The following is a 23,310-nucleotide window of genomic DNA, read 5'->3' as shown; positions in this document are numbered from 1 at the left end:
ACTCACCGTCTCTACACACGCAGAGGTCTCTATGCCTGGTTCAACACCCGCTACACTTAATCCTACGGTTGCTAAGGTTACCCAACGCATTCGTGAACGCTCTGCCGAGCGCCGCGCCCTCTACGAGCGCCGCATGGCCGACCAGCACAAGCGTGGCGTTCACCGCTCCGAGCTCTCTTGCGGTAACTTGGCCCACGGCTTTGCTGCCTGTAGCGCCCAGGAGAAAGACTCCCTGAAGCTGATGAACAGCGCCAACCTAGGGATTATTTCTTCGTACAACGACATGCTCTCGGCCCACCAGCCGTTTGAAACCTTCCCGGAAACCATCAAAGCGGCCGCCCGCGCCATGGGCTCTACCGCGCAGTTTGCCGGTGGCGTGCCCGCCATGTGCGATGGCGTAACCCAAGGCCAGCCGGGCATGGAGCTCTCGCTGTTCTCACGCGATGTGATTGCCATGGCCACCGCCGTGGGTCTTTCACATAACATGTTCGATGCCGCTATTTACCTCGGCGTGTGTGACAAAATCGTCCCTGGCCTGTTTATCGGTGCCGCTCGCTTTGGCCATCTGCCCGCCATGTTCGTACCCGCTGGCCCAATGCCCAGCGGCCTGCCGAACAAAGAGAAAGCGCGCATTCGCCAGCTCTACGCTGAAGGCAAAGTGGGCCGCGAGGAGCTGCTGCAAGCGGAGTCCGACTCCTACCACAGCCCCGGCACCTGCACCTTCTACGGCACCGCTAACTCCAACCAGCTGATGATGGAAGTGATGGGCCTGCACCTGCCGGGCACCTCGTTCGTGAACCCTGGCACCGAGATGCGCGAAGCGCTAACCCGCTACGCCACCGAACAGGCCATTCGCAACACCGAGCCCGGCGGCGAGTACCGTCCGTTCTACAAACAGATCGACGAGCGCGCCATCGTTAACGCCGTCGTGGGCCTGCTAGCCTCTGGCGGCTCTACTAACCACACTCTGCACCTGATTGCCATGGCGGCTGCAGCGGGCATCACGCTGAACTGGGACGATTTCACCGATCTTTCAGCGGTCACGCCCAGCATCATGAAGGTCTACCCCAACGGACAGGCGGATATTAACCACTTCCAGGCAGCGGGCGGCATGAGCTACCTGTTCCGCGAACTGCTGGGCGCGGGCCTGCTCCACGGTGATATCCCCACCGTGTTTGGTACCGATCTCACCGCCTACACCCAAGAGCCCTTCCTGGAAGATGGCAAAGTGGTATGGCGTGAAGGTCCGGAAAACAGCCTGGACGAAGAAGTGCTGCGCCCGGTCGCGACACCCTTCGCTGCCACTGGCGGCCTCACCGTCATGAAAGGCAACCTGGGCCGTGGCGTCATCAAGGTTTCGGCGGTAGCCGAAGAGCACCGTGTAGTAGAAGCGCCGGTGAAGATCTTCGAAGACCAGAACGAAATGAAAGCGGCGTTTGAGTCGGGCGACCTGGACCGCGACGTGATTGTGGTGGTTCGCTTCCAAGGCCCCAAAGCCAACGGCATGCCCGAACTGCACAAACTCACCCCCTTCCTGGGCGTACTCCAGGACCGTGGCTTCAAGGTCGCACTGGTCACCGATGGCCGTATGTCCGGCGCATCAGGTAAAGTGCCCGCCTCTATCCACATGAGCCCGGAAGCGCTGGACGGTGGCCCGCTGGCCAAACTGCGCGATGGTGACGTGGTGCGCCTGGATGCCAACACCGGCACCCTGGAAGCCAAAGTGGATGCGGCCACCTGGGCCGACCGCGAGCGCGTGGTGGCGAACCTTGACCACTACCACGTTGGCCTGGGCCGCGAGCTGTTCTCGGGCTTCCGCCACTTGGCAATGCGCGGTGAAGAGGGCGCGGGCTCGTTGGGCGGCTTCGAAGCCGACGACCTCGCCCGCCAAGAAGGCCAGATTTTGCAAGAGGACGCCTGATGCGACCGGCATTAATCGGCGATATCGGCGGCACGAATGCTCGCCTGGCGTTGGTAACGCCGGGCGAAGTCACGCCCCACGATATTCTTAATCTGCCCTGCGCCGACTACCCCGGCGTGATCGAAGCGATTCAGGACTATTTAGCCCGGGTAGGCGCAACGGGCGATAACGCCCCGCAAGAAGCCTGCTTGGCCTTCGCCTGCCCGGTGCACGCCGAGCGGGTGAAAATGACCAACAACCATTGGGACTTTATGAAAAGCGACGTTCAGCAGGCGCTGAATCTATCGCTGTTTAAAGTCATCAATGACTTCACCGCCCAGGCGCTGGGCGTGCCCCACGTGGGCGCAGATAACCTGGTGGAAGTGCAGCCTGGCGAAGCCCAGTCGCACTCGACCCGCTTGGTCATTGGCCCCGGCACGGGGCTAGGCGTGGCCGGAGTGTTCCCCGGCCAGCACGCCTGGATTCCGCTGCCCACCGAGGGCGGCCACGTCACCTTTGCGCCTACCGACACCACTGAACGCGCGCTGCTGGACGTGTTCTTACAGCGCCACCAGCGAGTGAGTGTGGAGCGCATCCTTTGCGGGCAAGGGCTGTTAGAGCTGTACCAAGCCCACTGCACCCTGGAAGGCCAAGCGCCGCGCTGCGAGACCCCCGCCGAGGTGACCCAAGCGGCTAACCAGGGCGATGCCCTGGCAACGGCTACCCTGCTGCGCTTTTTGAAAATTCTCGGCGACGTGTGCGGGGATGCCACGCTGACCATGGGCGCACGTGGCGGCGTCTATCTCTGCGGCGGCATTCTGCCCCGCTTATTAGAGTGGCTGCCTAAGTGCGAACTGCGCTCAAGCTTTGTTAACAAAGGGCGCATGGGCGCGTACAACGCCGATATTCCGGTGTGGATTGTGACTCACCCGTGGACCGGCCTGCTGGGTGCCGCCGAAGCGCTGCATAACGAAGAAGTCTTTTAACGGATTGGAACACGCCATGGCTGCTGTAACGTTCAACGTGCCGTTTGTACTCGGCATGATGCGCCTGCATGAAGCGCAAGAGATGCACCAAGCGAGCCATTTGGCCGACTGGATCGAAGCCCGCCTGGAGCAAGGCCTGCACTGGTTCGACCATGCCGACATTTACGGCAACGGAGCATGCGAAACACTCTTTGGCCAAGCGCTGCGCGCCCGCCCGGCGCTGGCTAAGCGGCTGAATGTCGTCACCAAAGCCAGCATCGCCAACGACAACCCGGCACCCGGTTCCGGCAAAGTAAAGCACTATAATGCCAGCCCGGACTACCTCAGCCGCGCCATTGACAATGCGCTAGGCCGCTTGGGCGTCGAACGCCTTGACCACTTTCTGATTCACCGCCCGGACCTGCTGATGGATGCCGCTGCCACGGGGCGCGCGCTGGATGATGCCATCGAGGCAGGCAAAATTGGCGCGGCGGGTATTTCTAACCACCTGCCCAGCCAGTGGCGCAGACTGCAACGGCATATGCACCACCCGCTTCAGGCCAATCAGATCGAACTCTCCATTGCCCATAGCGCGCCGCTGTTTGACGGCAGCTTTGACGACCTGGGTGCCGATGGCCATGCGCCCATGGCGTGGTCGCCGCTGGCGGGCGGCCAACTGATGCAGGGCGAGGTGAGCCGCGTGCTGAACCGTTTAGCAGGCGAGCTGAACAGCACCCCCGGCGCGCTGGCGCTGGCATGGCTGCGCACACTGCCCGGCCGCCCGGCACCGGTGGTAGGCAGCGTGAAACCGGAGCGTATCGCCGATATGCTGAACGGCCCAGAAACGCTGCCCAGAGAAGCCTGGTACGAACTGCTGGAGGCCGCCCGCGGCCACTGCGTCGCTTAGGCTCGCCACCTACCCAACATTGATGCTAATAACGATAAGGAAAGACCTATGACGCCGGTGATTGCTTTCGGTGAAGCTTTGATTGATATGCTCTCTAGCCGCCTGGGTGATGACACGGGACCAGAGACATTCACCCCCTACGCAGGCGGCGCGCCCGCCAACGTGGCGGTGGCCTGCGCGCAGCTCAACGTGCCCAGCCAGTTTTTGGGTATGGTGGGTGACGATACGTTTGGGCACTTTCTAATTCGTGAGCTAAAAAGCCACGGCGTGGATACCCAGGGCGTCGTGCTTACCAAAGAAGCCCGCACGGCGCTGGCGTTTGTTTCCCGCGACAGCAGCGGCGAGCGCACCTTCGATTTCTACCGCCCACCGGCCGCCGACCTGCTCTACCGCCTTGAGCATCTGCCCCACGGCGTGTTCGAACAGCCCGCCATTGTGCACCTGTGCAGCAACAGCCTGACCGACCCAGAGATTGCCGAGACCACTCTCGCGATTGCCGCCATGGCCAAGCGCGCAGGCTGCCTTGTGAGCGTGGACGCCAACCTACGCCACAACCTATGGACAGAGGGAGCTGCGGACACTTGGCTGGTCACCGATCTGATCGACAGCGCCGAGCTGGTGAAAGTATCTCTCGAAGAGCTGGACTACCTGCGCGGCGACCACCCACAAGACGCGTGGCTGGCCGAGCGCATGGCCGCAGGGGTGAAGGTGATTGTGATTACTGACGGCCCCAATAACGTGGTGCTCAAAGGCATTGGCATTGACCAAACCGTGACGCCGCCCAGCGTCACGGCGGTGGATACCACCGCCGGTGGCGATGCTTTCATTGGCGGCCTACTCGCGGAGCTTTCAAGCTACGGCATCAGCGCGAGCTGGCACCAGGACAGCGCGTTTCTCACTCGCGCGGTAGACATCGCCTGCCGCTGCGGTGCCCACGCGGTCACCCGCCCCGGTGCGTATGCCGCACTGCCCACCCACGCTGATATTGAAGCCCTGCGCAGTTCGGCAGCCTAGCGCTCAGCGTCGTCGAGTTCGCTACTCGACGACGCTTTGGATGGCCCCTTCCGCCACATCCACCCGCCCACTGATCACTTCCAGCGTGACCGGTTGACGGCGATGATCGACAAAGCTCACCTGGGTGATGCTGCGCTGCTCGGTGGCTCCTTCGATCAACATTTCCAGCGTGCCGTGATCGCACCACCACCTCACCGTCACCGTTAACCCATCGACGCTTCCGGCCACGTGATCGCAGGCAAAGTGCTCATCAAAGGCGGCCTGACCGTTACTCCCCTGCCGCTCGTAGTGAAGCGACGTTTCCGCGTCACCTGCCGTTAACCATAGCCGCTGCTGATAGCCCTGCTGCAGCGATAGCGCCAGCCTCGTGCCCGCTTTCAGCCCCAGCGTCAGCTGGCCGTAAACCGCCGCCCCATCTGGCAAGGCAATACAGTGCTCACCCGCTGTTTGCAACGAACGAGGCGAAATGCGGCTTGGGGCGCTGAGCGATTGAACCGCTTCATGAGTGAAGCGCTGATGTAACCGCACTCCACGAGCAGTCGCGTGCAGCGTAAATTCTCGCGGCAGGCTCATGGTGCCTCGCCAGCCCGTTTCGGGGGCATGATTGGCGTACTGCCAGTTGTTCAACCACGCCAGCGCAAGCTGCCGACCGGGCGTGTTTGACCAGCTTTGTACCGCGTAAAAATCCCGCCCTTCGTCCATCATCAGTAACGTACTGGGGGCGTTGTCATTGGTGAAACGCTGGCCGTCAAACTCGCCGATAAAGTACTGGGTAAACGAGCCAAACGGGTTATCCGGCGTTGCGCCAATGCCCACCACCAGCACCCACCGCGAGGCAGGCTCGTCCGGGCCAGCGCCCTCCACCGGCAGTTCAAACAGATCCGGGCACTCCCAGGGGTGCTGAGTATGCGCGCCCTCGCCTTCGCCAAAGGCGCTGGCAAACTGCCACTCCAGCAGGTTGTGGGAGGTATAGAAGTGAATCTCCTGCCCACAGGCCAGCGCCATCACCCAGCACTGGCTAGGGCTATGCCATACCACTTTAGGGTCGCGGAAATCTTTAAATCCAGGCGGCGGCAGAATGGGGTTACGCTCATAGCGCTGCCAGGTACGGCCCTTGTCGCGGCTATACGCCAAGCACTGGGACTGCTGGTAATCTTCTGGGTCATCAGAAAGCACCCGGTGGCAAGTGTAAAACGCCAGCAGCCCCGGCTGGCCGTCAAACAGCCCCGTGACATCGTGCTCATCCACCACGGCGCTACCCGAAAAGCAGGCACCCTCCTCGTTCGGCGCCAGCGCAATGGGCAAATGCTGCCAGTGGCACAGGTCACGGCTGACCGCATGCCCCCAGTGCATTGGCCCCCAGACAGTGCTGAACGGGTGGAATTGATAAAACAGATGGTACTCGCCTTCAAAAAACACCAGCCCATTGGGGTCGTTCATCCACCCCATCGGCGGCGCAAAATGCACCGCCGGGCGTTGGGGCTCAAAATCCGCTAACGTCATGCTTAAACCTTAACTTAATCGTTTAAGTTAGCGTATCACGACTGTTAGCAAACGGAAGCACCCCCTTTAGGCGTAGACACAAAAAAGCCCGAGCATGGCAATATGCTCGGGCAAACGTCTTGCTCACACGACCCGACATCAGTGAGGCAAGTAACGAGAGTGCTCGGTACGGTATTTTACATTAGTGGTGGAAACGCTCCGCGGCTTGGCGGGCCAGTTCGCGGATGCCGTCCCAATCTTCGGCATCGACCATCGCTTTCGGCGTCAGCCAGGAGCCGCCAACGCACATCACGTTGGGCAGTGAGAGGTAGGAGTCCGCGTTATCCACGGTGATGCCGCCAGTGGGGCAAAAACGCGCTTCAGGAATGGGTGCGCCAAACGCTTTGATCGCTTTGGCACCGCCGCTGGATTCCGCGGGGAAGAACTTAAAGCGGCGGTAACCGTACTGCCAGCCGGTCATCAGCTCAGAGATGGTAGACACGCCCGGCAGCATGGGCACCGTGCTCTCTACGCCATAGCGGTAAAGCGCCTCGGTGGCACCGGGCGTGACCACGAAATCAGCGCCGACTTGCTCGGCTTGGCGATATTGCGCGGGCGTCAGCACGGTGCCTACGCCAATGCTGGCACCCGGCAGCGCTTCTTTCATGCGCTTGATGGCTTCCAGGGCACAGTCGGTGCGTAGGGTAATTTCCAGCACGGTCAGGCCGCCCTCGACCAGGGCACGGCCCAGAGGCACGGCGTCTTCAAGGCGCTCGATGGTAATCACCGGAATCACTTCTGCTTTTAAGCAGATGCTGTCTAGCTCGGCGGTGCGCGTTGAAGGTAGCTGTTTATCGATGGTCATGAGTGAGTCTCCAAGCAAATTGTTATTGGCGAAAGTGTAGCGTTAGGGCGCCCAGTAGATCGCCAGCGGGCAAGATAAGAAGGCGCGGATGGGCAGTGTACGAACATCGTCACCACTCATGGCATTCGCCAATACGGCACGCTTATCGTCGCCGGTAATATGTAGAATATGACGCTTTGCCTGATGCAGGCGGTCCGCCGAGAAGGTAATGCGCGGCTGCGGCTGGCTGGGAGTACGCACGGCCACTAGCGGTTCATCGGTGGAAAGCGCCAGGCCTAGCTCTTGGCTATCGGGGAACAGCGAAGCCGTGTGGCCATCGCCACCCATGCCTAAAATCACCACGCTCGCTGGCCAAGCAAGCCCGGCGGTGGCTTCTGCCACGGCTGCCACGCCCTCTTCCGGCGTACCGGCGTCAGAGGTTAGCGGCACAAACGTAGCCGCGGCGGCGGGGCCTTGCAGCAGGTTCTCGCGCACCAGCTTGGCATTGCTGTCGCTGCTTTGCTCATCCACCCAGCGCTCGTCGGCCAGGGTGATATCTACCCGCGCCCACTCCAGCGGCTTTTGCGCCAGCGCTTTGAAAAACGGCACGGGCGTTGAGCCACCGGAGACCACCAGCAGTGCACGCGCTTGGTGGGAAAGATCGTCGGCCAGGGCTTGGTAAACGGCTTCTGCTAGCTGCTCGGCGAGCGCTTGTCGTGTGTTGCTCATCTTAATAGTCCTCGTACCAGCTGCGGCCATCCTGAGTAATCATGGCAATGGAGGCGACCGGCCCCCAAGAGCCCGCCGGGTAGCGGCGCGGCGGGGTTTCGCGTGACTTCCAGCCGCTGATCAACTGATCGCACCAGCGCCACGCGTGTTCGACTTCGTCCCGACGCACAAACAGGTACTGCTGGCCTTTCATAACTTCCAGCAGCAGACGCTCGTAGGCATCGGGGATACGTGATTTCGGGAAGGCGCTGTTGAAATCCAGGTGCAGCGGGCCAGGGCGCAGGCGCATGCCTTTATCCAGGCCGCTGTCTTTGGTGAGTACCTGAAGGGCAATGCCCTCTTCCGGCTGCAGGCGAATAATCAGCTTGTTAGAAGCGATGCCGCGCTGGTCCGGGTCGAAGATGTAGTGCGGTTGCTGGCGGAAATGGATGACAATTTGCGACAGCTTCTCGGGCATCCGTTTGCCAGTACGCAGGTAAAACGGCACACCCGCCCAGCGCCAGTTGGCCACTTCGGTTTTCATGGCCACAAAAGTTTCAGTCTGGCTTTGGGTGTTGGCACCCTCTTCATCCAGGTAGCCCGGCACTGCCTGGCCGTCGCTGGTGCCCGCAATGTACTGGCCGCGAACCACATCGCGCCCAAGCGCTTCACCGGTGAAGGGTTTCAGCGCCTTGAGTACTTTTACCTTCTCATCACGAATGGCATCGGCGTCCAGATTTGAGGGCGGGTCCATGGCGATCAAGCACAGCAGTTGCAGCAGATGGTTCTGCACCATATCGCGCAGCTGACCCGCATCGTCAAAGTAGCCCCAGCGGCCTTCGATGCCGACTTTTTCGGCCACGGTAATCTCGACGTGGGAGATGTGGTTCTGGTTCCACTGGGTGCCGAACAGCGGATTGGCAAACCGCAGGGCGATCAGGTTTTGAACCGTCTCTTTGCCCAGGTAGTGGTCGATACGGTAAATGCGCGACTCGGGGAAAACAGCACCAATGGCATCGTTGATCTGCTCGGAAGAGGCCAAATCATAACCAATCGGCTTTTCAACAATGACGCGGGTGTCGTCATCCAGGCTGTTGCTTGCCTGCAGGTTGTGGCAGATATCGCCATAGATGCGCGCCGCGACGGACAGATACACCACCATGGGCTGCTTGGAGCCTTCGCGCCACTGGCGAATGGCGTCGTAACCTTCTGCGGTGGCGAAGTCGAGCTTGAGATACTCTAAACGGTTTAAGAACCGCTCCAAGCTCTCTTTATCCTGCTCATCTTTTTTCAGGCGCTTTTGCAGCGCTCCGCTAACCAATTGACGGAACGCGGCAGTGTCGTGCTCCTGGCGCGCCAGCCCCATGATCCGCGTGCTTTCGGGCATTAAGCCTTCGCGGTCAAGATGATACAGCGCAGGAAACAGCTTGCGCATAGCAAGGTCGCCTAGCGCCCCGAATAGCGCTAAATCGATCGCGTGATTGGGGTCGCCCAGCGGGGCATGTGACTGGCTCATCTCAGCTCCTATTTATAATTAGATCATCTAATGTAGTTAGATTACCTAAAATCTATCTGATGCGAGGCATTATACGCAATATTTCATGTAATTTTACTACAAAATATTGTCTGCTGCCGCCCTTTCAAGATGCTGTTTGCCTACAAATTGGCCTCTCCTTCTACCTTTACTCTACGCCCCTGGGATACGCCACCCCTACTCCCCCTGAGGAGGAGGTGACCTTGCGCCGAATTAGCGACGCTGGCAGGGAACAAAGCACGTCAGTTTAGAGCGTGCACGACAACAACAATGTCCAAATGAGGTATGCACATCATGGCAATGGTTCGCCCATTTTTCACGCCGCTGCTCGCCGCTACGTTAGCAGCCACCGCAACACTCCCCGCCTTCGCCTTTGAAGATGACCGCTTAACCATCTGGATGGGTGACAATAAAGGCCAAGAAGGCATCCGCGCAGTCGCCGATCAATTCCTCGAAGATACCGGCATTGAAGTAGAGGTGGTGTTTCCCGACAACCTGACCGACCGCTTCCAACAGGCGGCTGGCAGCGGCCAAGGGCCGGATATTGTCATTTGGGCTCACGACCGGATGGGTGAATGGGCGCAGAGCGGCCTGCTCAAACCGCTCGCCCCCAGCAACAGCTTCCGCGAAGCCTTTTACGACTTCACCTGGGACGCCGCACTGTGGAATGGCGAAACCTACGGCTACCCTATTTCGGTGGAATCTCTCGGCCTGATCTACAACAAAGCGCTGGTAGAAACGCCCCCCGAAAGCTTTGCCGAACTGATGGAACTGGACGCCACGCTGGCCCAAGACGGCAAAAAAGCCATTTTATTTGATTACAGCGAGCCCTATTACGGCTGGACACTGCTGGCGGCCAACGGCGGCTACCCGTTCAAACAAACCGATAGCGGCTATGACGTGAGTGATATTGGCGTCAACAATGAAGGCGCACTGCAAGGCGCAGAGCTACTGGTCGAGCTGATCGAAAGCGATGTACTCCCCCGTGGCACCGACTACAACCTTATGGACACCCGCTTTAACCGGGGCGAAGTGGCGACCATGATCAGCGGCCCTTGGGCATGGCCTAACCTGGAGCGCAGCGGCATTGATTACGGCGTGGCGCTGCTACCTAAGGTAGGCGATGAGCACGCGAAACCGATGTTTGGTGTGATGACCGCCATGATCAACTCCGCCACCCCCAACGACTTTCTGGCCGTTGAGTTTTTAGAGAACTACCTGCTCAGCGAAGAGGGGATGCGCACCTTTAACAGCGACGGTTCGCTAGGCGCGGTGGCCCATATCGATTACCAAGCCGAGCTGGCGGACAACCCCAATATTGCCGCCACGCTAGAAAACGCCGAAGTAGGCATGCCAATGCCTAACATTCCTGAAATGGGAGCCTTCTGGGCGGCCATGGAGCCCGCGCTGCAGAACATTGGCAGCGGACGCCAATCGCCTCAAGAAGCGCTGGATGCTGCTGCACGGCGCATGCGTCAGTAGCCTTCATTTTCCCTCTCTGCCCGGCTGCATGAGCAGTTGGGCAGCCTTCAGGAAGCCATCATGTATACCACCAACGCGTCTCGTGGCCTTCCCCGCCATCGCTCTCGCTATCTTACTGAACGCTACACCCGCTGGGCAATGCGTGGCGTGATTGCTGTTTTGGTGATCGCGCTACTCTGGTTAGTCTTGGCCTTTCATTTAAACGGCCAGTGGATGTTCGCCCTGCTGTTTTTAGTGCTAGGCGGCTCGCTGGGCGTGGTGTTTACCAAACGCACGCTGATGAGCCACCGCTATATTTTTCCGGCAGTGGCAGGCCTCGGGGTCTTTGTTATTTTCCCTCTGATTTACACTTTCGGCATCAGCTTTAGTAACTACAGCTCTACCAACCTGCTGTCAGAGGAGCGGGTGCGCGACCAGCTGATGAGCCAGACCTATCAGGAGGACGATGCGGCGTACAATCTCGCCCTCTATGCAGAAGGCGGTTTGGTGCGTTTGCTGCTTGAAAACGAGACGCAACGATGGATGTCGTCTCCGTTGAATCTCGACAATCAAGAAACTCGCCAGCTAGGTCTTCAAGCCGCTAGTTCGGCACCTGCCTCTGAAGCACTGCCCATGCGCGAGGTGATTCAAGCCCGTAGTGCGTTACAGGGGTTGCGGTTAATCACCCCCGACGGTATCGAGCTGCGCATGGCGGGCATTCGCCAGTTTGCGCCCATGCTTGATCGCTATGAAGCGCTGGATGATGGCTCACTTTATGACCGCCGAGACGATCGTGTCCTGACACCAGATCACACTATCGGCTTCTTCGTTGCGGATAACGGCGAGCAAATCACCCCTGGCTGGCCGGTCAATGTGGGCTTCTCCAACTACACCCAGATTTTTACCGACCCGGATATTCGCGGCCCGTTCATGCAAATTTTTGTGTGGACCTTCGTGTTTGCCGCCCTCACCGTGGTGTTTACCTTGGCGGTTGGCTTTGTGCTGGCCTCCCTTTTGCAGTGGGACCAACTTAGGGGTAAAGCGGTTTACCGGACGCTGTTGATTCTGCCCTATGCAGTGCCTGCGTTTATCTCGATTTTGATTTTTAAAGGCATGTTCAACCAGCACTTTGGCGAGGTGAACATGATTCTGGACACACTATTCGGGGTACGCCCCGAGTGGTTTACCGACCCCTGGCTTGCCCGCAGCATGCTGCTGATTGTGAATACGTGGTTAGGCTACCCCTACATGCTGCTGCTCTGCATGGGCTTGATTCAAGCGATCCCCCAGGATTTATACGAAGCCTCGGCAGTGGATGGCGGCGGCCCGCTCACCAACCTGTTTAAAATCACCCTGCCGCTGATTATCAAGCCGTTAACGCCGCTGCTGATTGCCGCCTTTGCGTTCAACTTCAACAACTTTGTGCTGATTGCACTGCTCACCGGCGGCAACCCAGATATTTTGGGTGCCAGCACCCCGGCGGGCACCACCGACCTTCTGGTGAGTTATACCTACCGCATTGCCTTTCAGGATGCCGGGCAGAACTTTGGCCTAGCGGCCGCGATTGCCACGCTGATTTTCCTGCTGGTAGCGGGCATGTCGTTACTTAATTTGCGCCTTTCCAAAGTGAAGGTTTAGGAGGTTACTGATGGCGATGGTTCAACCCCGCTCCGTTGGCGTACGCCGCCTGGGGGCACACCTGGCACTCATCTGTTTTGTATCGCTGATTGTGTTTCCGCTGCTGCTAGTGATCTCAATTTCATTTCGCGAGGGCAACTTTGCCACCGGCAGCCTAATTCCGGAGAATTTCTCGCTGGAGCACTGGTCGCTAGCGCTGGGCATCCCCTGGGAGCGGACAGACGGCACCATTGTGCAACCGCCCTTCCCCGTGCTGCTGTGGCTGTGGAACTCCATCAAGGTGGCCGTGGTGTCGTCGGTGCTGATTTTGATGCTGGCCACCACCAGCGCCTATGCCTTTGCCCGCATGCGCTTTAAAGGCAAAGAGCCACTGCTCAAAGGCATGCTGATTTTTCAAATGTTCCCGGCGGTGCTCTCGCTGGTGGCGCTTTACGCTCTGTTTGACCGATTGGGGCAGTTTGTTGGCTGGCTGGGGATCAATACCCACGGCGCGCTGATTGTGGCATCGCTCGGCGCGGTGGCGCTGCATATCTGGACGATTAAGGGCTATTTCGAATCCATCGATGGCTCGCTGGAAGAGGCTGCCATGGTGGATGGTGCCAGCACCTGGCAGGCGTTCCGCTATATCTTGCTGCCGCTCTCTATCCCAATCTTAATGGTGGTGTTCATTCTGGCGTTTGTGATGAGCATTATGGAGTACCCCATGGCATCGGTGCTGCTGGTAGATGAGCACAAACTGACACTCGCCGTGGGCGCGCAGCAGTACCTGGCCGACCACAACCAGCGCTGGGGCAATTTTGCCGCCGCCGCCGTACTCTCCGGTCTACCGATTACCGTGGCGTTTTTGATCTGCCAACGCTGGATTATTGGCGGTTTAACTGCAGGGGGTGTGAAAGGGTAAAAGCGTGCTTCGCTAGCCTATTTCCTCGCTTGAGCAGCTTGCTCATACCCGGTGCTTGATAGCGCCGGTTTTTTTATTAGTCATGCCATTTTTTAGGTAAATTTTACGGACATTTTCCTATTGGCATGGTGAGATAGCGCTATAAAGACTAGGGCAATTTAGAAAGACCTACTTAGAGCGGACCTACTCAGAGCGGATTTATATGGCCACGTTTCCAAGCGCGCGTTATTACCGAGATACTTACCGAAACTGGGCACAAATTTTTAAAATCATGTCGGTATTGTGGCTGGTGCTGGCAATATTCATGACGCTACCCTTGCTAGTATTGGTCATTGAAAAAGATCCGGATGCGCCTGCTTTTGCCGTCTCACTTCTGATTATTTTAAGCGCGACGTTAACTACCTGGGGGCTTACTCGCCATGTATCGCTCGAACTCAAACCTTGGCAGATGTTTATTCTCACGGCGGGCAGTTGGACCAGCATTAGTTGCTTTGCCAGCCTGCCGCTGATATTGGGTGCCCCCCAGCTGAGTTTTACTAACGCAGTGTTTGAGTCGGTTTCCGCCATTACGACCACCGGTTCTACCGTATTGGTCGGCATCGAAAACCTCTCTGACGGGTTAAAGCTGTGGCGTGGACTGATGCAGTGGATGGGAGGTATCGGCATTATCGTGATGGGCATTGCCATTTTGCCATTTCTGAAAGTGGGCGGTATGCGCCTATTCCATACTGAGTCTTCTGACTGGTCTGATAAGGTTATGCCCCGCACTGGCGGCATTGCTAAAGCCACGCTATCTATCTATGTCATCTTAACGCTTGCCGCCATGCTCAGTTACTGGCTGGGCGGCATGCTGCCGTTGGATGCCATTGTGCATGGCATGACCTCACTGGCGACCGGTGGCTTTGCTAACTCGGACGCCTCCTTTGGTGCGTATTCCGAACAACCTTGGCTGCTGTGGATGGGCAGCTTTTTTATGCTCAGCGGTGCGCTACCGTTTGTTTTATACATTCGCTTTATTCGCTCCTCCCGCAGTGCACTGTGGAAAGACCAACAGGTGCGCGGTCTGCTTAAGCTGCTGCTAGCGGCCATTGTGATATTAAGCGCTTGGCGAGTATTTCAAGGCGACAACTGGTTTGTCTCGCTTACCCACGTCACCTTTAACGTTGTTTCGGTTGTCACCACTACCGGTTATGCATCAGACGACTACACGCTGTGGGGCACCCTGCCAATTGCCGCCTTTTTCTACCTCACTTTTATTGGCGGCTGTAGCGGCTCTACCAGTGGGGGTATGAAAATATTCCGCTTTCAAATCGCCATGCTGATGTTGCGTAACCAGCTGCGCTACCTGATTCACGCGAACGGCATCTTTACCACTCGCTATAATCAGCAGCCGGTCACTAGCGATATCTCCCGCAGCGTCGTGGCCTTTTCGTTCTTCTTTTTTATTACCATTGCTGTGTTGGCGTTAGGACTTGCCGCGCTGGGCTTAGACTTGGTCACAGCGCTTTCTGGTGCCGCCACTGCGGTGGCTAACGTAGGCCCTGGCCTTGGCGATACCATTGGCCCGTCAGGCAACTTTGCCACACTGCCCGATGCGGCCAAGTGGCTTTTATGTGTAGGCATGCTAATGGGCCGCTTGGAGATTTTGACCGTAGTGGTGCTAATGACACCCATGTTCTGGCGGCGTTAACCACCGCTTGGTGGCGTCAGAATGTTTCTGCAGGCCGAGCGCAGGCTTCCACCAGTAACCGATAGCCAACGCCGGCCTCTGTTTGAAGCAGGGCCGGTGTTTGTGGGTCATCGGCTAGTTTTTGACGCAAGCGACTCACCACAATACGCAGATAGTGAGTGTCATCGGTATGCGTTGGGCCCCATACCTCTTTAAGCAGCTGCGTTTGCGTGACCACTCGCCCGGCGTAGCGGCAAAGCTTCGCCAGTACGGCAAACTCTTTACGGGTTAAATGAATCTCCTGCTCATGCACCAAGACACGCCTCAATTCCACATCGATGGTGACATTAGCGCTCATAAAGTAGCTGGCACTCTCTTCACCTTTGACCTTTTGGGCAATGCGCAGCACTGCCCTAATACGCGCCAGTAGCTCCTGGATACCAAACGGTTTAGTGACATAGTCGTTAGCACCATTATCCAGCGAGCGTACTTTCTCCTCTTCCCTGTCGCGTACAGATACCACAATAATCGGTACGGCACTCTGCTCACGAATCCCACGCAGTACGTCATGCCCATCCATATCAGGCAAGCCTAAATCGAGCAGCACGACATCTGGCGATTGGGTGTAAGCCGCTGCTAGTGCTTGCTCGCCATTTTCTGCCTCAATGACGCCGTAGCCCTGCGAAGCAAGGCTAATGCGCAAAAATCGGCGAATCTGCTGCTCATCATCAACGATCAAAATGCGCCCTTTCCCCTCACTCTTCATCCATCCTCCTGATATCTGCTCCTAATAGTGGCAGCGTTATAATGATCGCTGTTCCCTTTCCACTCGTTCCCACATTGGCGGTAATGGTGCCACCATGAGCGCCGATCATGCCGCGACAAATTGCCAAACCCAGCCCACTACCATGGGCGCTGCGGTCACCGTCACCGCCGCTGTAAAACATATCAAATACCTGCTCACGCAGTTCTGGCGAGATACCAGGGCCCTCATCTTCAACGCGAATAACCAGCACGTTGGGTTCCTCGTCTCTTACGTGTACGTTAATTAATAGCTCACCATTAGGTGGCGAAAAGCGCTGAGCATTATCCAGAACGTTCACCAGCGCTTGCTCCACCAGTGCAGGATGCACGTATAGTAGCGGCAAGTTGGTCGGCCACTGCTTGCGAACCACCACGTGCTTGAGCGATTGACCCAGTCGTTTAAGCGCCGAATTAATCACGTCATCAAACGAGACCCAATCGCGCTCAATCTTGAGTGTGCCATGGCCTAGACGAGTCATATCTAACAAGTTTTGGATGTAGCGATTGAGCCGTTCGCTTTCAGACAAAATACCGTCCAGTAGCTCACGCTGGTCGCTATCACTGAGCTGTGGTTTTAACTCGATTAACGAACTGGTGGAGCCAATAATTGAGGCAAGCGGGGTGCGTAAATCATGGGATACGGAGGAAAGCAGCGCAGAACGCAAACGCTCATTCTCCTCTGAGACCCGCGTGGTGTTCAGCTCTGCTACTAACCGTGTTCGTTCTAGCGCCATGCTGAGCTGACGCGCCAACGTATCAATTAATGCTTCACTTTCGTGTGTCAGCGCATTCGGGCTAGCAGATAGCTTGAGTGCCAGCATCCCCACTTTTTCTCCTTGTACCGCGAGCGGTAGTAAGCGCCACGCCTGTTGGCTTAATGTTTGAGTGCCCTGACCGCTGGGTTTTTGGTGTTGCCAACTCCATACCGCTGCCTGCTTAGCGGTCATGTTCAGACGCTCGGCATCCGGCAGTGCGTAGACCACACGCACCTCGCTAGCGCTTTCCGCCGCTTCAATAAAGATAACGGGGACTTCAAAACACTGCACCAAGGTATCGACACCCACTTTGGCGGCACTGGCACTGTCGGTGGCAATTGAGAGCTGCTCGGCGTAGCGCAGCAGAAGTTGTGTCTGATCGCGGCTAGACCGCAGTGCAACTAAGCGCTGGCGTCCACGACCCGCTAATTGCCCCACCACTAGCGCTACCAAAAAGAAGAATACCACCGTCAACAGCTGCCCCCGCTCCACCATGGCAAAGGTCAAACGTGGCTCTGTAAAGAAGAAGTTAAAGATCAAAAAACTCGCAACGGCACTGAACATCGCCATTGCGGTGCCCGCCCAGACAGCGCTGAAAAGCACGGCGGCTAAAAATACCAGTGATAGATTGGCAAGCTCCAGCCAGGGCTCTAAAAGGTGGGCGATTCCTAATGAGGCCATCACCGCCAAGCTGGTAGCGAGTAGCTGGGGTGGACGCACTCTCCAGCTAGGCTGCCGCTTACGCCTACCTTGCTTCACGCTGCTCTGAGCCACTACCACGATATCAAAGACATCGGTATGCGCGATCAAGCGTTGGGCAAGCGGCCGCGACCACGGCCACCAGCGGCGCTTGCCGTCGCGACCCACCATAATTGTGGTGGCATTAATCGAGCGGGCGTAGTTGAGCACTTCACCTAACTGGCTATGCCCCTGCAAGCGAAGTGAATCGCCTCCCAGCCGGGTCACTAGGCTAAATATCTTCTCAATCGTAAGCTGCTGCTCCGGCGAGGCAACACCTTTATCCACATAGACCGCCCGCCATACGGCCAAACGCCTCTCGGCCATTCGATGGGCTGCACGCACGAGGGACACATCGTCTTCACTACCGGTAACAACCACCAACAGGTGGGGCCTTACCGGCCAAGGGCCTGCCCTACCGCTGGCATCCATGGCCACTTTTACATCGGCATCTACCCGCTCGGCCATTGTCTGAATCGCCAGCTCGCGCAGCGCGTTAAGGTTCGACTCGTTAAAGTAGCCCTCCATGGCGGCGCGTGCCTGCTCAGGGATATACACCTTGCCGCGCCTTAAGCGTTCGAGCAGCTCCTCCGGGGTTAAGTCCACCAGCGATACATCTCGGGCGCGCTCTAGCAGTGCATCGGGAACGGTTTCGCGCATGCGAATGCCGGTAATCCGGGCCACATCGTCGTTGAGGCTTTCCAAATGCTGGACGTTCACCGTTGTCCAGACATCGATCCCCGCATCCAGCAACTCTTCGATATCCTGATAACGCCGTGGATGTCGGCTGCCGGGGATATTGCGATGGGCTAACTCGTCTACCAGCAGAATGGTGGGCTTCCGCTCTAGGGCCGCATCGATATCGAATTCATAAAACGTTCGGCCATGGTGCTGTAAAGGCGCTAGTGGAATACGTGACAGCCCCTCACAGAGAGCTTCGGTGTCGGCGCGGCCGTGGGACTCCACCACGCCAATCACGATATCATCACCCTCCTCTGCCCGCTCCCGGGCCGTGCGAAGCATGGTGTAGGTTTTGCCAACGCCAGGGGCGGCTCCCAAAAATACACGCAAACAGCCGCGCGCCTCTCGGCGCGCGGCTTTTAGCAATGCATTGGGATCGGGTCGCTGATCCGCTGAATACATTTAGCTACTCCACAGGGATGACAGACGACGTGGTGGTGGCGACGGGAAAACGCTCATCCAAACTCACATTCAACCGCAATACGTTGACCACTGGCGACCCCAGCCAGCCCGTGTTTTCAAGCGCTTGGTCGATCAGTTCAGTGACGCTAGCTTCGTCGATTTCACGCGCCTGCGCTACCCTTGCGACCTGTAATTCCGCGGCTGGTAACAAGATATGTGGGTCAACCCCAGAGCCCGAAGCGGTGATCAGATCAACCGGGATTTGATCGACGCTGACACCTTCCCGCTGGGCAATCGCCTGGGCATCGGCTTGGGCACGCTCACGAAGCGCCTCATTGCTAGGCGCCAGGTTAGAGCCCGATACTCCGCCCGCATCGTTACCCGCCGCTGACGGGCGACCGATAAAGTATTCATCGCTGACAAAGGTTTGCGACACCAGGCTTGACCCTATCACCCGACCATCGGCGTCACGAACCAAACTGCCTTGCGACTGCTCAGGAAACAACCAGCCACCGACCGTTGTCGTCGCTAAGGGGTACACCAGCCCAAGCAGAACGGCCATCACCACCATAAAGCGCAACGCACTGCCCCAAGTGGCTTTTGCCTCAAACGTTGGTGTCTGCTGCTCTTCTTCATTAATCGCCGTGGGATCTTTAATACCTATATTCATGACGCTTCTCCTAGATAAACAGCGCAATCAGCATGTCGAGCAGCTTGATGGCGGGGAACGGTAGCAGCAGCCCACCAAGACCGTAGATCAGCAGATTGCGGCGCAATAGTATCGTCGCCGATGCAGCCTTTACGGACACGCCACGCAGCGCGAAGGGAATAAGGGCGGGGATAATCAACGCATTGAACAGCACGGCTGCCAGCACCGCCGTGGTGGGCGAATGCAGGTTCATTACATCCAGCACGCCCAGCGCCGGGAAACTTGCCGCAAAGAGGGCCGGTAGAATCACGAAGTACTTAGCGACATCGTTCGCCAAAGAGAACGTGGTCAGTGCGCCTCGGGTCACCAGCAGCTGCTTACCAATTTCCACCGCACTGATAAGCTTGCCGGGGTCGGAGTCCAGATCGACCATATTGGCCGCTTCGCGGGCGGCTTGGGTGCCGGAATTCATGGCCAGACCAAGGTCAGCCTGGGCCAGCGCCGGAGCGTCATTGGTACCATCACCCACCATGGCCACAAGTCGGCCACTGGCCTGCTCTTCGCGAATCAGCGCCAGCTTACGCTCAGGCGTGGCTTCGGCGATGTAGTCGTCGACACCGGCCGTGGCGGCTATCGCCGAGGCGGTAACCGGGTTGTCACCGGTGATCATCACGGTTTTGATACCCATAGCGCGCAGCTCGGCAAACTTCTCCGCGATACCGCTTTTAATCACGTCAGACAGCGCTACCACACCCAGAATCTGATGGTTTTCCGCAACTGCAATGGGGGTGGCACCATCGCGGGATATACGCTCAATGACCTGGTGATAGTCGCTGGGAATAACGCCACCCTGCGCCTTTACCCACTCGGCGATGGCATTGGGGGCACCTTTACGTAGCTTTTTACCGCTGGTTAGATCCACCCCTGAAAGCCGGGTTTCAGCACTGAAGGCTTCAAAAGTTGCGCCATCCGCTTCTTCGCTAAGCTGCACATCCACACCCTGCTCAGTGGCCAGCGTCACAATCGAACGGCCTTCAGGCGTAGGGTCTTCCAGAGAGGTTAAAAACGCTACATCGCGTACCCGTTGACGCGGCACCTGCTGGCAGGGGGCGAACTCCGTCGCGCGGCGGTCGCCCAGGGTAATGGTGCCGGTTTTATCCAGCAACAGCGTGTCGATGCTACCGGCGATCTCTACTGCCTTGCCTGATTTGGCGACCAGATTGGCACGCATCGCGCGCTCCATACCGGCAATGCCGATGGCAGGCAAAAGACCGCCAATGGTGGTGGGAATCAAGCACACTAGTAGCGCTACCAGCATGACCGTTGAGGTTTCTACCCCAACGAAAGCGGCCATGGGTACCAGCGTCACCACTACGATCAGGAATACCAGGGTCAGCATCGCCAACAGCACCGAAAGCGCCAGCTCGGAAGGCGTTTTCTGACGGCTGGCACCCTCTACCAAGGCAATCATACGATCCAGCAGGGACTCACCGGGGTTGGCGCTGACTTCAATAATCAGCTGATCTGAGAGCACTTTAGTGCCCGCGCTGACGCCGCTGTTATCGGTGCCCGCTTCACGCAGCACCGGCGCGGACTCACCGGTTACCGCCGACTCGTTAATAGATGCGGCACCCTCGACGATATCGCCATCTGCCGGAATCAGCTCACCCGCCACCACCTTTACTCGGTCGCCTTTACGCAGTGAGTCGGCGGTCACGGCGCTGGTGGTGCCGTCAGCATTTAGCTTAGCCGCCTTGAGCTCCCCTTTGGTTTTGCGCAGTGCGCCAGCATGGGCCTTACCCCGGGACTCCGCCAGTGACTCCGCACCGGTGGCAAACAGCACGGTGGCAAGCAGCAGTAGCGCAATGGAGAGCGCAAAGCCGCCGTTTTCGCCCTGGGCGAAAGCAATCGGCGTTAGCCCGAAACACACCACGGTACCAATGGCGACCACCGCCATAACCGGGTTGCGCGCCAGTAGATGGGGCGCAAGCCCTTTCAGCGCGCCGGTGACGACTTGGCCAATAGGCAGCGAACGACGCGGCTGTTTAGCAAGCTCTGTATGTGACATCTCTTTTCTCCTAGAAGCCTTGCACGACGGATTCTGCAATCGGGCCAAGCACTAATGCCGGTAAGAAGCCAAGCAGGTTAACAATCACAATCACCCCTGCGGTTAAGCCCATAAAGGCGGGGCTATCCATGGGCAGGGTGCCGCGCCCCGCCGGTGCCGTGCGCTTAGCGGCCAACCAACCGGCAACCGCTAATGGCACTAGCATGGGTAAGAAGCGGCCAATCAATAGGGCGACCACGCAGGCGATATTCCACCAGGTTGTGTCATCGCCCAGCCCTTCAAAACCAGAGCCGTTATTGGCAAACGCGGAGGTAAATTCGTAAAGCACTTGGGATAAACCGTGAAACCCTGGGTTTGAATTGGCGGCCGCGTTTGGCATCGCCACGGTCAGCGCGCTCAACCCCAGGATGACCAGCGGCTGAGCCAGAATCGCCAGTGAAATCCAGCGCATCTCGCGGGTTTCTAACGGTTTGCCAAAAAGCTCGGGCGACCTACCTACCATCAGTGAGCCAACAAAGGCCGCCAACATCAGGTATAGGAAGAAACCAATCAGCCCAACGCCAACGCCACCAAACGTCACGTTCACGAACATATCCATCAGCAGCATCATGCCGCCCATGGGATTGAAGCTATCGTGCATAGCGTTGACTGAGCCGTTTGACGTTTGTGTCGTCCAACTGCCCCATAGAGCGGAAAGGTCAGTGCCAAAACGCAGCTCCTTGCCTTCCAAGTTGGCCCCCGGCTGGGAGAGTTCGATCAAAGCAGCATTAGGCATGCGTTCTGAATAGACCACCACCGAGGTGGAGATCAGTGAGAACGCAATCATCACGGCGCCAATGCCCATCATTAGTCGGCGTCGACCGCTGATCAGAGCAATGGCAATCAGCAGTGCCACAGGGATAAGCGTCAGTGAAGCGGTTTCGATAACATTCGCCAGCGGCGTGGGGTTTTCCAGCGGCACGCTTGAGTTGGGCCCGTACCAGCCACCTCCATTGGTACCCAACTGCTTGATCGCCACCATGGACGCCACTGGGCCTAGGGGAATCGTCTGAACTTCTTCCACCTGAGGATCCAGCATCTCTACCTGATGAGCGGCCTGATAACTGGCCGGCACGCCCTGCCATGTGAGCAACAGTGCGACTACCGCTGCCAGTGGCAACATAACCCGTACCACGGTGCGGGTAAGGTCGTGGTAGTAGTTACCAACGCCGTTTAACACCTTGGCAGGTTTAGCGACTAACAAAGTGCGGGCAATCGCGACCAACACTGCGAGCCCCGTGGCGGGGGTTAAGAACTGCAGTGTGACAATGGCAAAGGTTTGGCTTAAATGTGAAAGCTGCGCCTGGCCAGAGTAGTGCTGCTGGTTAGTGTTGGTAGCAAAGGACACCGCTGTATGCAGCGCCGTGTCCCACGGCATACCGGGGATGCCGTCCGGGTTGAGTGGCAGTAGGCCCTGGCACATAAAGACCAGCCAAGCCAGCAGTATCAAGCCCACATGCAGCTTAAGGATGGCTAACGCGTACACTTGCCACGTCATGGCATGTTGACTGTTAACGCCCGCCAACCGGTAGATAGGCTTTTCAATCACGCCAAACAGCGTATCGAGCCGGTTCGTCTGTGTGCTTAATGCAAAAGCAATATAGATACCCAAGGGCACACTAAGCAGAGCCACTACGGCGTAAATAGCGATCATATCGTTCATGACGATCTCCTAAAAACGCTCGGGACAGATGAGCGCGTAAAAAAGATACGCCGCTGTGCCGGTCGCGATAATTAGCAATGCAATATTCATGGAAGTGCCTCCTTTGATTGGCACCCTGAGCTTAGAGATTGCAGGCGTAAAAATTCGATGGCGTTTAAAGCGTTAGCCGTCAAAAAGATGTAAAAAAAAGCCTTTTTCGTCGGCTAAAAGGAGGTCTGAAACGCTCTACTATCGACAGATTCACCTTAGATAGGTGAGTATCTGTATTCATATGTCGCCGGAGTGGCCTAACTACCTATGAAAATTATCATTCTTGGCGCAGGCCAAGTGGGTGCCACGCTGGCCGAGCACCTCGCCCGCGAGGAGAACGACATCACCGTCGTCGATACCGACGGCGCAAAACTGCGCGAACTGCACACCAAGCTGGA

The 23,310-nt window shown here is 57.7% G+C and carries 19 protein-coding genes; 9 read left to right on the top strand and 10 right to left on the bottom strand.

Features of this window, described 5'->3' with window-relative positions; genetic code table 11:
• The first annotated feature begins 31 nt into the window (after positions 1-31).
• Genes edd through IEW65_RS14650 form a run of 4 tightly spaced genes read left to right on the top strand, consistent with a single transcriptional unit; the run spans position 32 to position 4,786 of the window.
• Positions 32-1,921, top strand: coding sequence for a phosphogluconate dehydratase (gene edd / locus IEW65_RS14665; protein ID WP_188640203.1), 1,890 nt, complete (start codon positions 32-34; stop codon positions 1,919-1,921).
• Positions 1,921-2,886: a glucokinase gene (gene glk / locus IEW65_RS14660; RefSeq protein ID WP_188640202.1), complete on the top strand. Its 966-nt coding sequence runs from the start codon at positions 1,921-1,923 to the stop codon at positions 2,884-2,886. The genes edd and glk overlap by 1 nt, the downstream gene beginning before the upstream one ends.
• 16 nt (positions 2,887-2,902) lie before the next feature.
• Positions 2,903-3,772 carry an aldo/keto reductase gene (locus IEW65_RS14655; protein WP_188640201.1) on the top strand — a complete coding sequence of 290 codons (870 nt, stop codon included), beginning with the start codon at positions 2,903-2,905 and terminating at the stop codon, positions 3,770-3,772.
• 48 nt (positions 3,773-3,820) lie between these two features.
• Positions 3,821-4,786 carry a carbohydrate kinase family protein gene (locus tag IEW65_RS14650; protein ID WP_188640200.1) on the top strand — a complete coding sequence of 322 codons (966 nt, stop codon included), beginning with the start codon at positions 3,821-3,823 and terminating at the stop codon, positions 4,784-4,786.
• A 21-nt stretch (positions 4,787-4,807) separates the two neighbouring features.
• Here the strand turns inward: IEW65_RS14650 and IEW65_RS14645 are convergent, their stop codons facing one another.
• From IEW65_RS14645 to zwf, 4 genes are all read right to left on the bottom strand, one after another.
• Positions 4,808-6,289 carry a glycoside hydrolase family 32 protein gene (locus IEW65_RS14645; RefSeq protein WP_188640199.1) on the bottom strand — a complete coding sequence of 494 codons (1,482 nt, stop codon included), beginning with the start codon at positions 6,287-6,289 and terminating at the stop codon, positions 4,808-4,810.
• A gap of 181 nt (positions 6,290-6,470) precedes the next feature.
• The gene (locus IEW65_RS14640; RefSeq protein WP_188640198.1) at positions 6,471-7,133 is read right to left on the bottom strand and encodes a bifunctional 4-hydroxy-2-oxoglutarate aldolase/2-dehydro-3-deoxy-phosphogluconate aldolase; all 663 of its coding nucleotides are present in this window, start codon (positions 7,131-7,133) and stop codon (positions 6,471-6,473) included.
• A 42-nt stretch (positions 7,134-7,175) separates the two neighbouring features.
• Positions 7,176-7,841 (bottom strand): 6-phosphogluconolactonase, encoded by a 666-nt coding sequence (pgl, locus tag IEW65_RS14635; RefSeq protein WP_188640197.1) that lies wholly within the window; start codon positions 7,839-7,841, stop codon positions 7,176-7,178.
• 1 nt (position 7,842) lies between these two features.
• On the bottom strand, positions 7,843-9,336 hold the full coding sequence (zwf, locus tag IEW65_RS14630; protein WP_188640196.1) for a glucose-6-phosphate dehydrogenase: 1,494 nt from the start codon (positions 9,334-9,336) through the stop codon (positions 7,843-7,845).
• Between the two features lie 312 nt (positions 9,337-9,648).
• Here zwf and malE point away from each other — a divergent pair, with 312 nt between their 5' ends.
• The 4 genes from malE to IEW65_RS14610 all read left to right on the top strand — a co-directional run bounded on the left by malE (position 9,649) and on the right by IEW65_RS14610 (position 15,044).
• Positions 9,649-10,836 carry a maltose/maltodextrin ABC transporter substrate-binding protein MalE gene (malE, locus tag IEW65_RS14625; RefSeq protein ID WP_188640195.1) on the top strand — a complete coding sequence of 396 codons (1,188 nt, stop codon included), beginning with the start codon at positions 9,649-9,651 and terminating at the stop codon, positions 10,834-10,836.
• Positions 10,837-10,896: 60 nt separating this feature from the next.
• Positions 10,897-12,453 (top strand): maltose ABC transporter permease MalF, encoded by a 1,557-nt coding sequence (malF, locus tag IEW65_RS14620; RefSeq protein ID WP_188640194.1) that lies wholly within the window; start codon positions 10,897-10,899, stop codon positions 12,451-12,453.
• A gap of 10 nt (positions 12,454-12,463) precedes the next feature.
• Entirely contained in the window at positions 12,464-13,354 is an 891-nt protein-coding gene (malG, locus tag IEW65_RS14615) for a maltose ABC transporter permease MalG (RefSeq protein ID WP_188640193.1), read from the top strand.
• Positions 13,355-13,556: 202 nt separating this feature from the next.
• A complete protein-coding gene (locus IEW65_RS14610; RefSeq protein ID WP_188640192.1) occupies positions 13,557-15,044 on the top strand; it encodes a TrkH family potassium uptake protein in 1,488 nt (495 codons plus the stop codon).
• A gap of 16 nt (positions 15,045-15,060) precedes the next feature.
• Here the strand turns inward: IEW65_RS14610 and IEW65_RS14605 are convergent, their stop codons facing one another.
• The 6 genes from IEW65_RS14605 to kdpF are packed head-to-tail and all read right to left on the bottom strand — an operon-like array spanning position 15,061 to position 22,972.
• Complete coding sequence (locus IEW65_RS14605) at positions 15,061-15,789, bottom strand: response regulator (RefSeq protein ID WP_188640191.1); 729 nt, start codon at positions 15,787-15,789, stop codon at positions 15,061-15,063.
• The gene (locus IEW65_RS14600) at positions 15,779-18,463 is read right to left on the bottom strand and encodes a sensor histidine kinase (RefSeq protein WP_188640190.1); all 2,685 of its coding nucleotides are present in this window, start codon (positions 18,461-18,463) and stop codon (positions 15,779-15,781) included. Before IEW65_RS14600 ends, IEW65_RS14605 begins: the two co-directional genes overlap by 11 nt.
• 4 nt (positions 18,464-18,467) lie before the next feature.
• Complete coding sequence (gene kdpC, locus IEW65_RS14595) at positions 18,468-19,133, bottom strand: potassium-transporting ATPase subunit KdpC (protein ID WP_188640189.1); 666 nt, start codon at positions 19,131-19,133, stop codon at positions 18,468-18,470.
• A gap of 10 nt (positions 19,134-19,143) precedes the next feature.
• A complete protein-coding gene (gene kdpB / locus IEW65_RS14590; protein ID WP_188640188.1) occupies positions 19,144-21,180 on the bottom strand; it encodes a potassium-transporting ATPase subunit KdpB in 2,037 nt (678 codons plus the stop codon).
• 10 nt (positions 21,181-21,190) lie between these two features.
• A complete protein-coding gene (gene kdpA, locus IEW65_RS14585) occupies positions 21,191-22,882 on the bottom strand; it encodes a potassium-transporting ATPase subunit KdpA (protein ID WP_188640187.1) in 1,692 nt (563 codons plus the stop codon).
• Positions 22,883-22,891: 9 nt separating this feature from the next.
• Positions 22,892-22,972 carry a K(+)-transporting ATPase subunit F gene (kdpF, locus tag IEW65_RS17225; protein WP_081742537.1) on the bottom strand — a complete coding sequence of 27 codons (81 nt, stop codon included), beginning with the start codon at positions 22,970-22,972 and terminating at the stop codon, positions 22,892-22,894.
• 207 nt (positions 22,973-23,179) lie between these two features.
• Between kdpF and IEW65_RS14575 the strand changes: the two genes are divergently transcribed.
• Positions 23,180-23,310, top strand: a 131-nt coding sequence (locus IEW65_RS14575) for an NAD-binding protein (RefSeq protein WP_188640186.1), incomplete at its 3' end; no start/stop codon positions are given.

The organism is Vreelandella lutescens (assembly GCF_014640815.1).
Classification (GTDB): domain Bacteria; phylum Pseudomonadota; class Gammaproteobacteria; order Pseudomonadales; family Halomonadaceae; genus Vreelandella; species Vreelandella lutescens.
Note: the sequence above shows the minus strand (reverse complement) of the source record. Positions and strands in the feature narration are given on the sequence as shown.

Bases quoted from the DNA above. Each gene is read 5' to 3' on its own strand.
- kdpC (WP_188640189.1), bottom strand. From the start codon at position 19,133: ATGAATATAGGTATTAAAGATCCCACGGCGATTAATGAAGAAGAGCAG.
- edd (WP_188640203.1), top strand. From the start codon at position 32: ATGCCTGGTTCAACACCCGCTACACTTAATCCTACGGTTGCTAAGGTT.
- IEW65_RS14600 (WP_188640190.1), bottom strand. From the start codon at position 18,463: ATGTATTCAGCGGATCAGCGACCCGATCCCAATGCATTGCTAAAAGCC.
- malF (WP_188640194.1), top strand. From the start codon at position 10,897: ATGTATACCACCAACGCGTCTCGTGGCCTTCCCCGCCATCGCTCTCGC.
- kdpA (WP_188640187.1), bottom strand. From the start codon at position 22,882: ATGAACGATATGATCGCTATTTACGCCGTAGTGGCTCTGCTTAGTGTG.
- kdpB (WP_188640188.1), bottom strand. From the start codon at position 21,180: ATGTCACATACAGAGCTTGCTAAACAGCCGCGTCGTTCGCTGCCTATT.
- malE (WP_188640195.1), top strand. From the start codon at position 9,649: ATGGCAATGGTTCGCCCATTTTTCACGCCGCTGCTCGCCGCTACGTTA.
- IEW65_RS14605 (WP_188640191.1), bottom strand. From the start codon at position 15,789: ATGAAGAGTGAGGGGAAAGGGCGCATTTTGATCGTTGATGATGAGCAG.
- zwf (WP_188640196.1), bottom strand. From the start codon at position 9,336: ATGAGCCAGTCACATGCCCCGCTGGGCGACCCCAATCACGCGATCGAT.
- kdpF (WP_081742537.1), bottom strand. From the start codon at position 22,972: ATGAATATTGCATTGCTAATTATCGCGACCGGCACAGCGGCGTATCTT.
- malG (WP_188640193.1), top strand. From the start codon at position 12,464: ATGGCGATGGTTCAACCCCGCTCCGTTGGCGTACGCCGCCTGGGGGCA.
- pgl (WP_188640197.1), bottom strand. From the start codon at position 7,841: ATGAGCAACACACGACAAGCGCTCGCCGAGCAGCTAGCAGAAGCCGTT.
- IEW65_RS14655 (WP_188640201.1), top strand. From the start codon at position 2,903: ATGGCTGCTGTAACGTTCAACGTGCCGTTTGTACTCGGCATGATGCGC.
- IEW65_RS14640 (WP_188640198.1), bottom strand. From the start codon at position 7,133: ATGACCATCGATAAACAGCTACCTTCAACGCGCACCGCCGAGCTAGAC.
- IEW65_RS14645 (WP_188640199.1), bottom strand. From the start codon at position 6,289: ATGACGTTAGCGGATTTTGAGCCCCAACGCCCGGCGGTGCATTTTGCG.
- IEW65_RS14610 (WP_188640192.1), top strand. From the start codon at position 13,557: ATGGCCACGTTTCCAAGCGCGCGTTATTACCGAGATACTTACCGAAAC.
- IEW65_RS14650 (WP_188640200.1), top strand. From the start codon at position 3,821: ATGACGCCGGTGATTGCTTTCGGTGAAGCTTTGATTGATATGCTCTCT.
- glk (WP_188640202.1), top strand. From the start codon at position 1,921: ATGCGACCGGCATTAATCGGCGATATCGGCGGCACGAATGCTCGCCTG.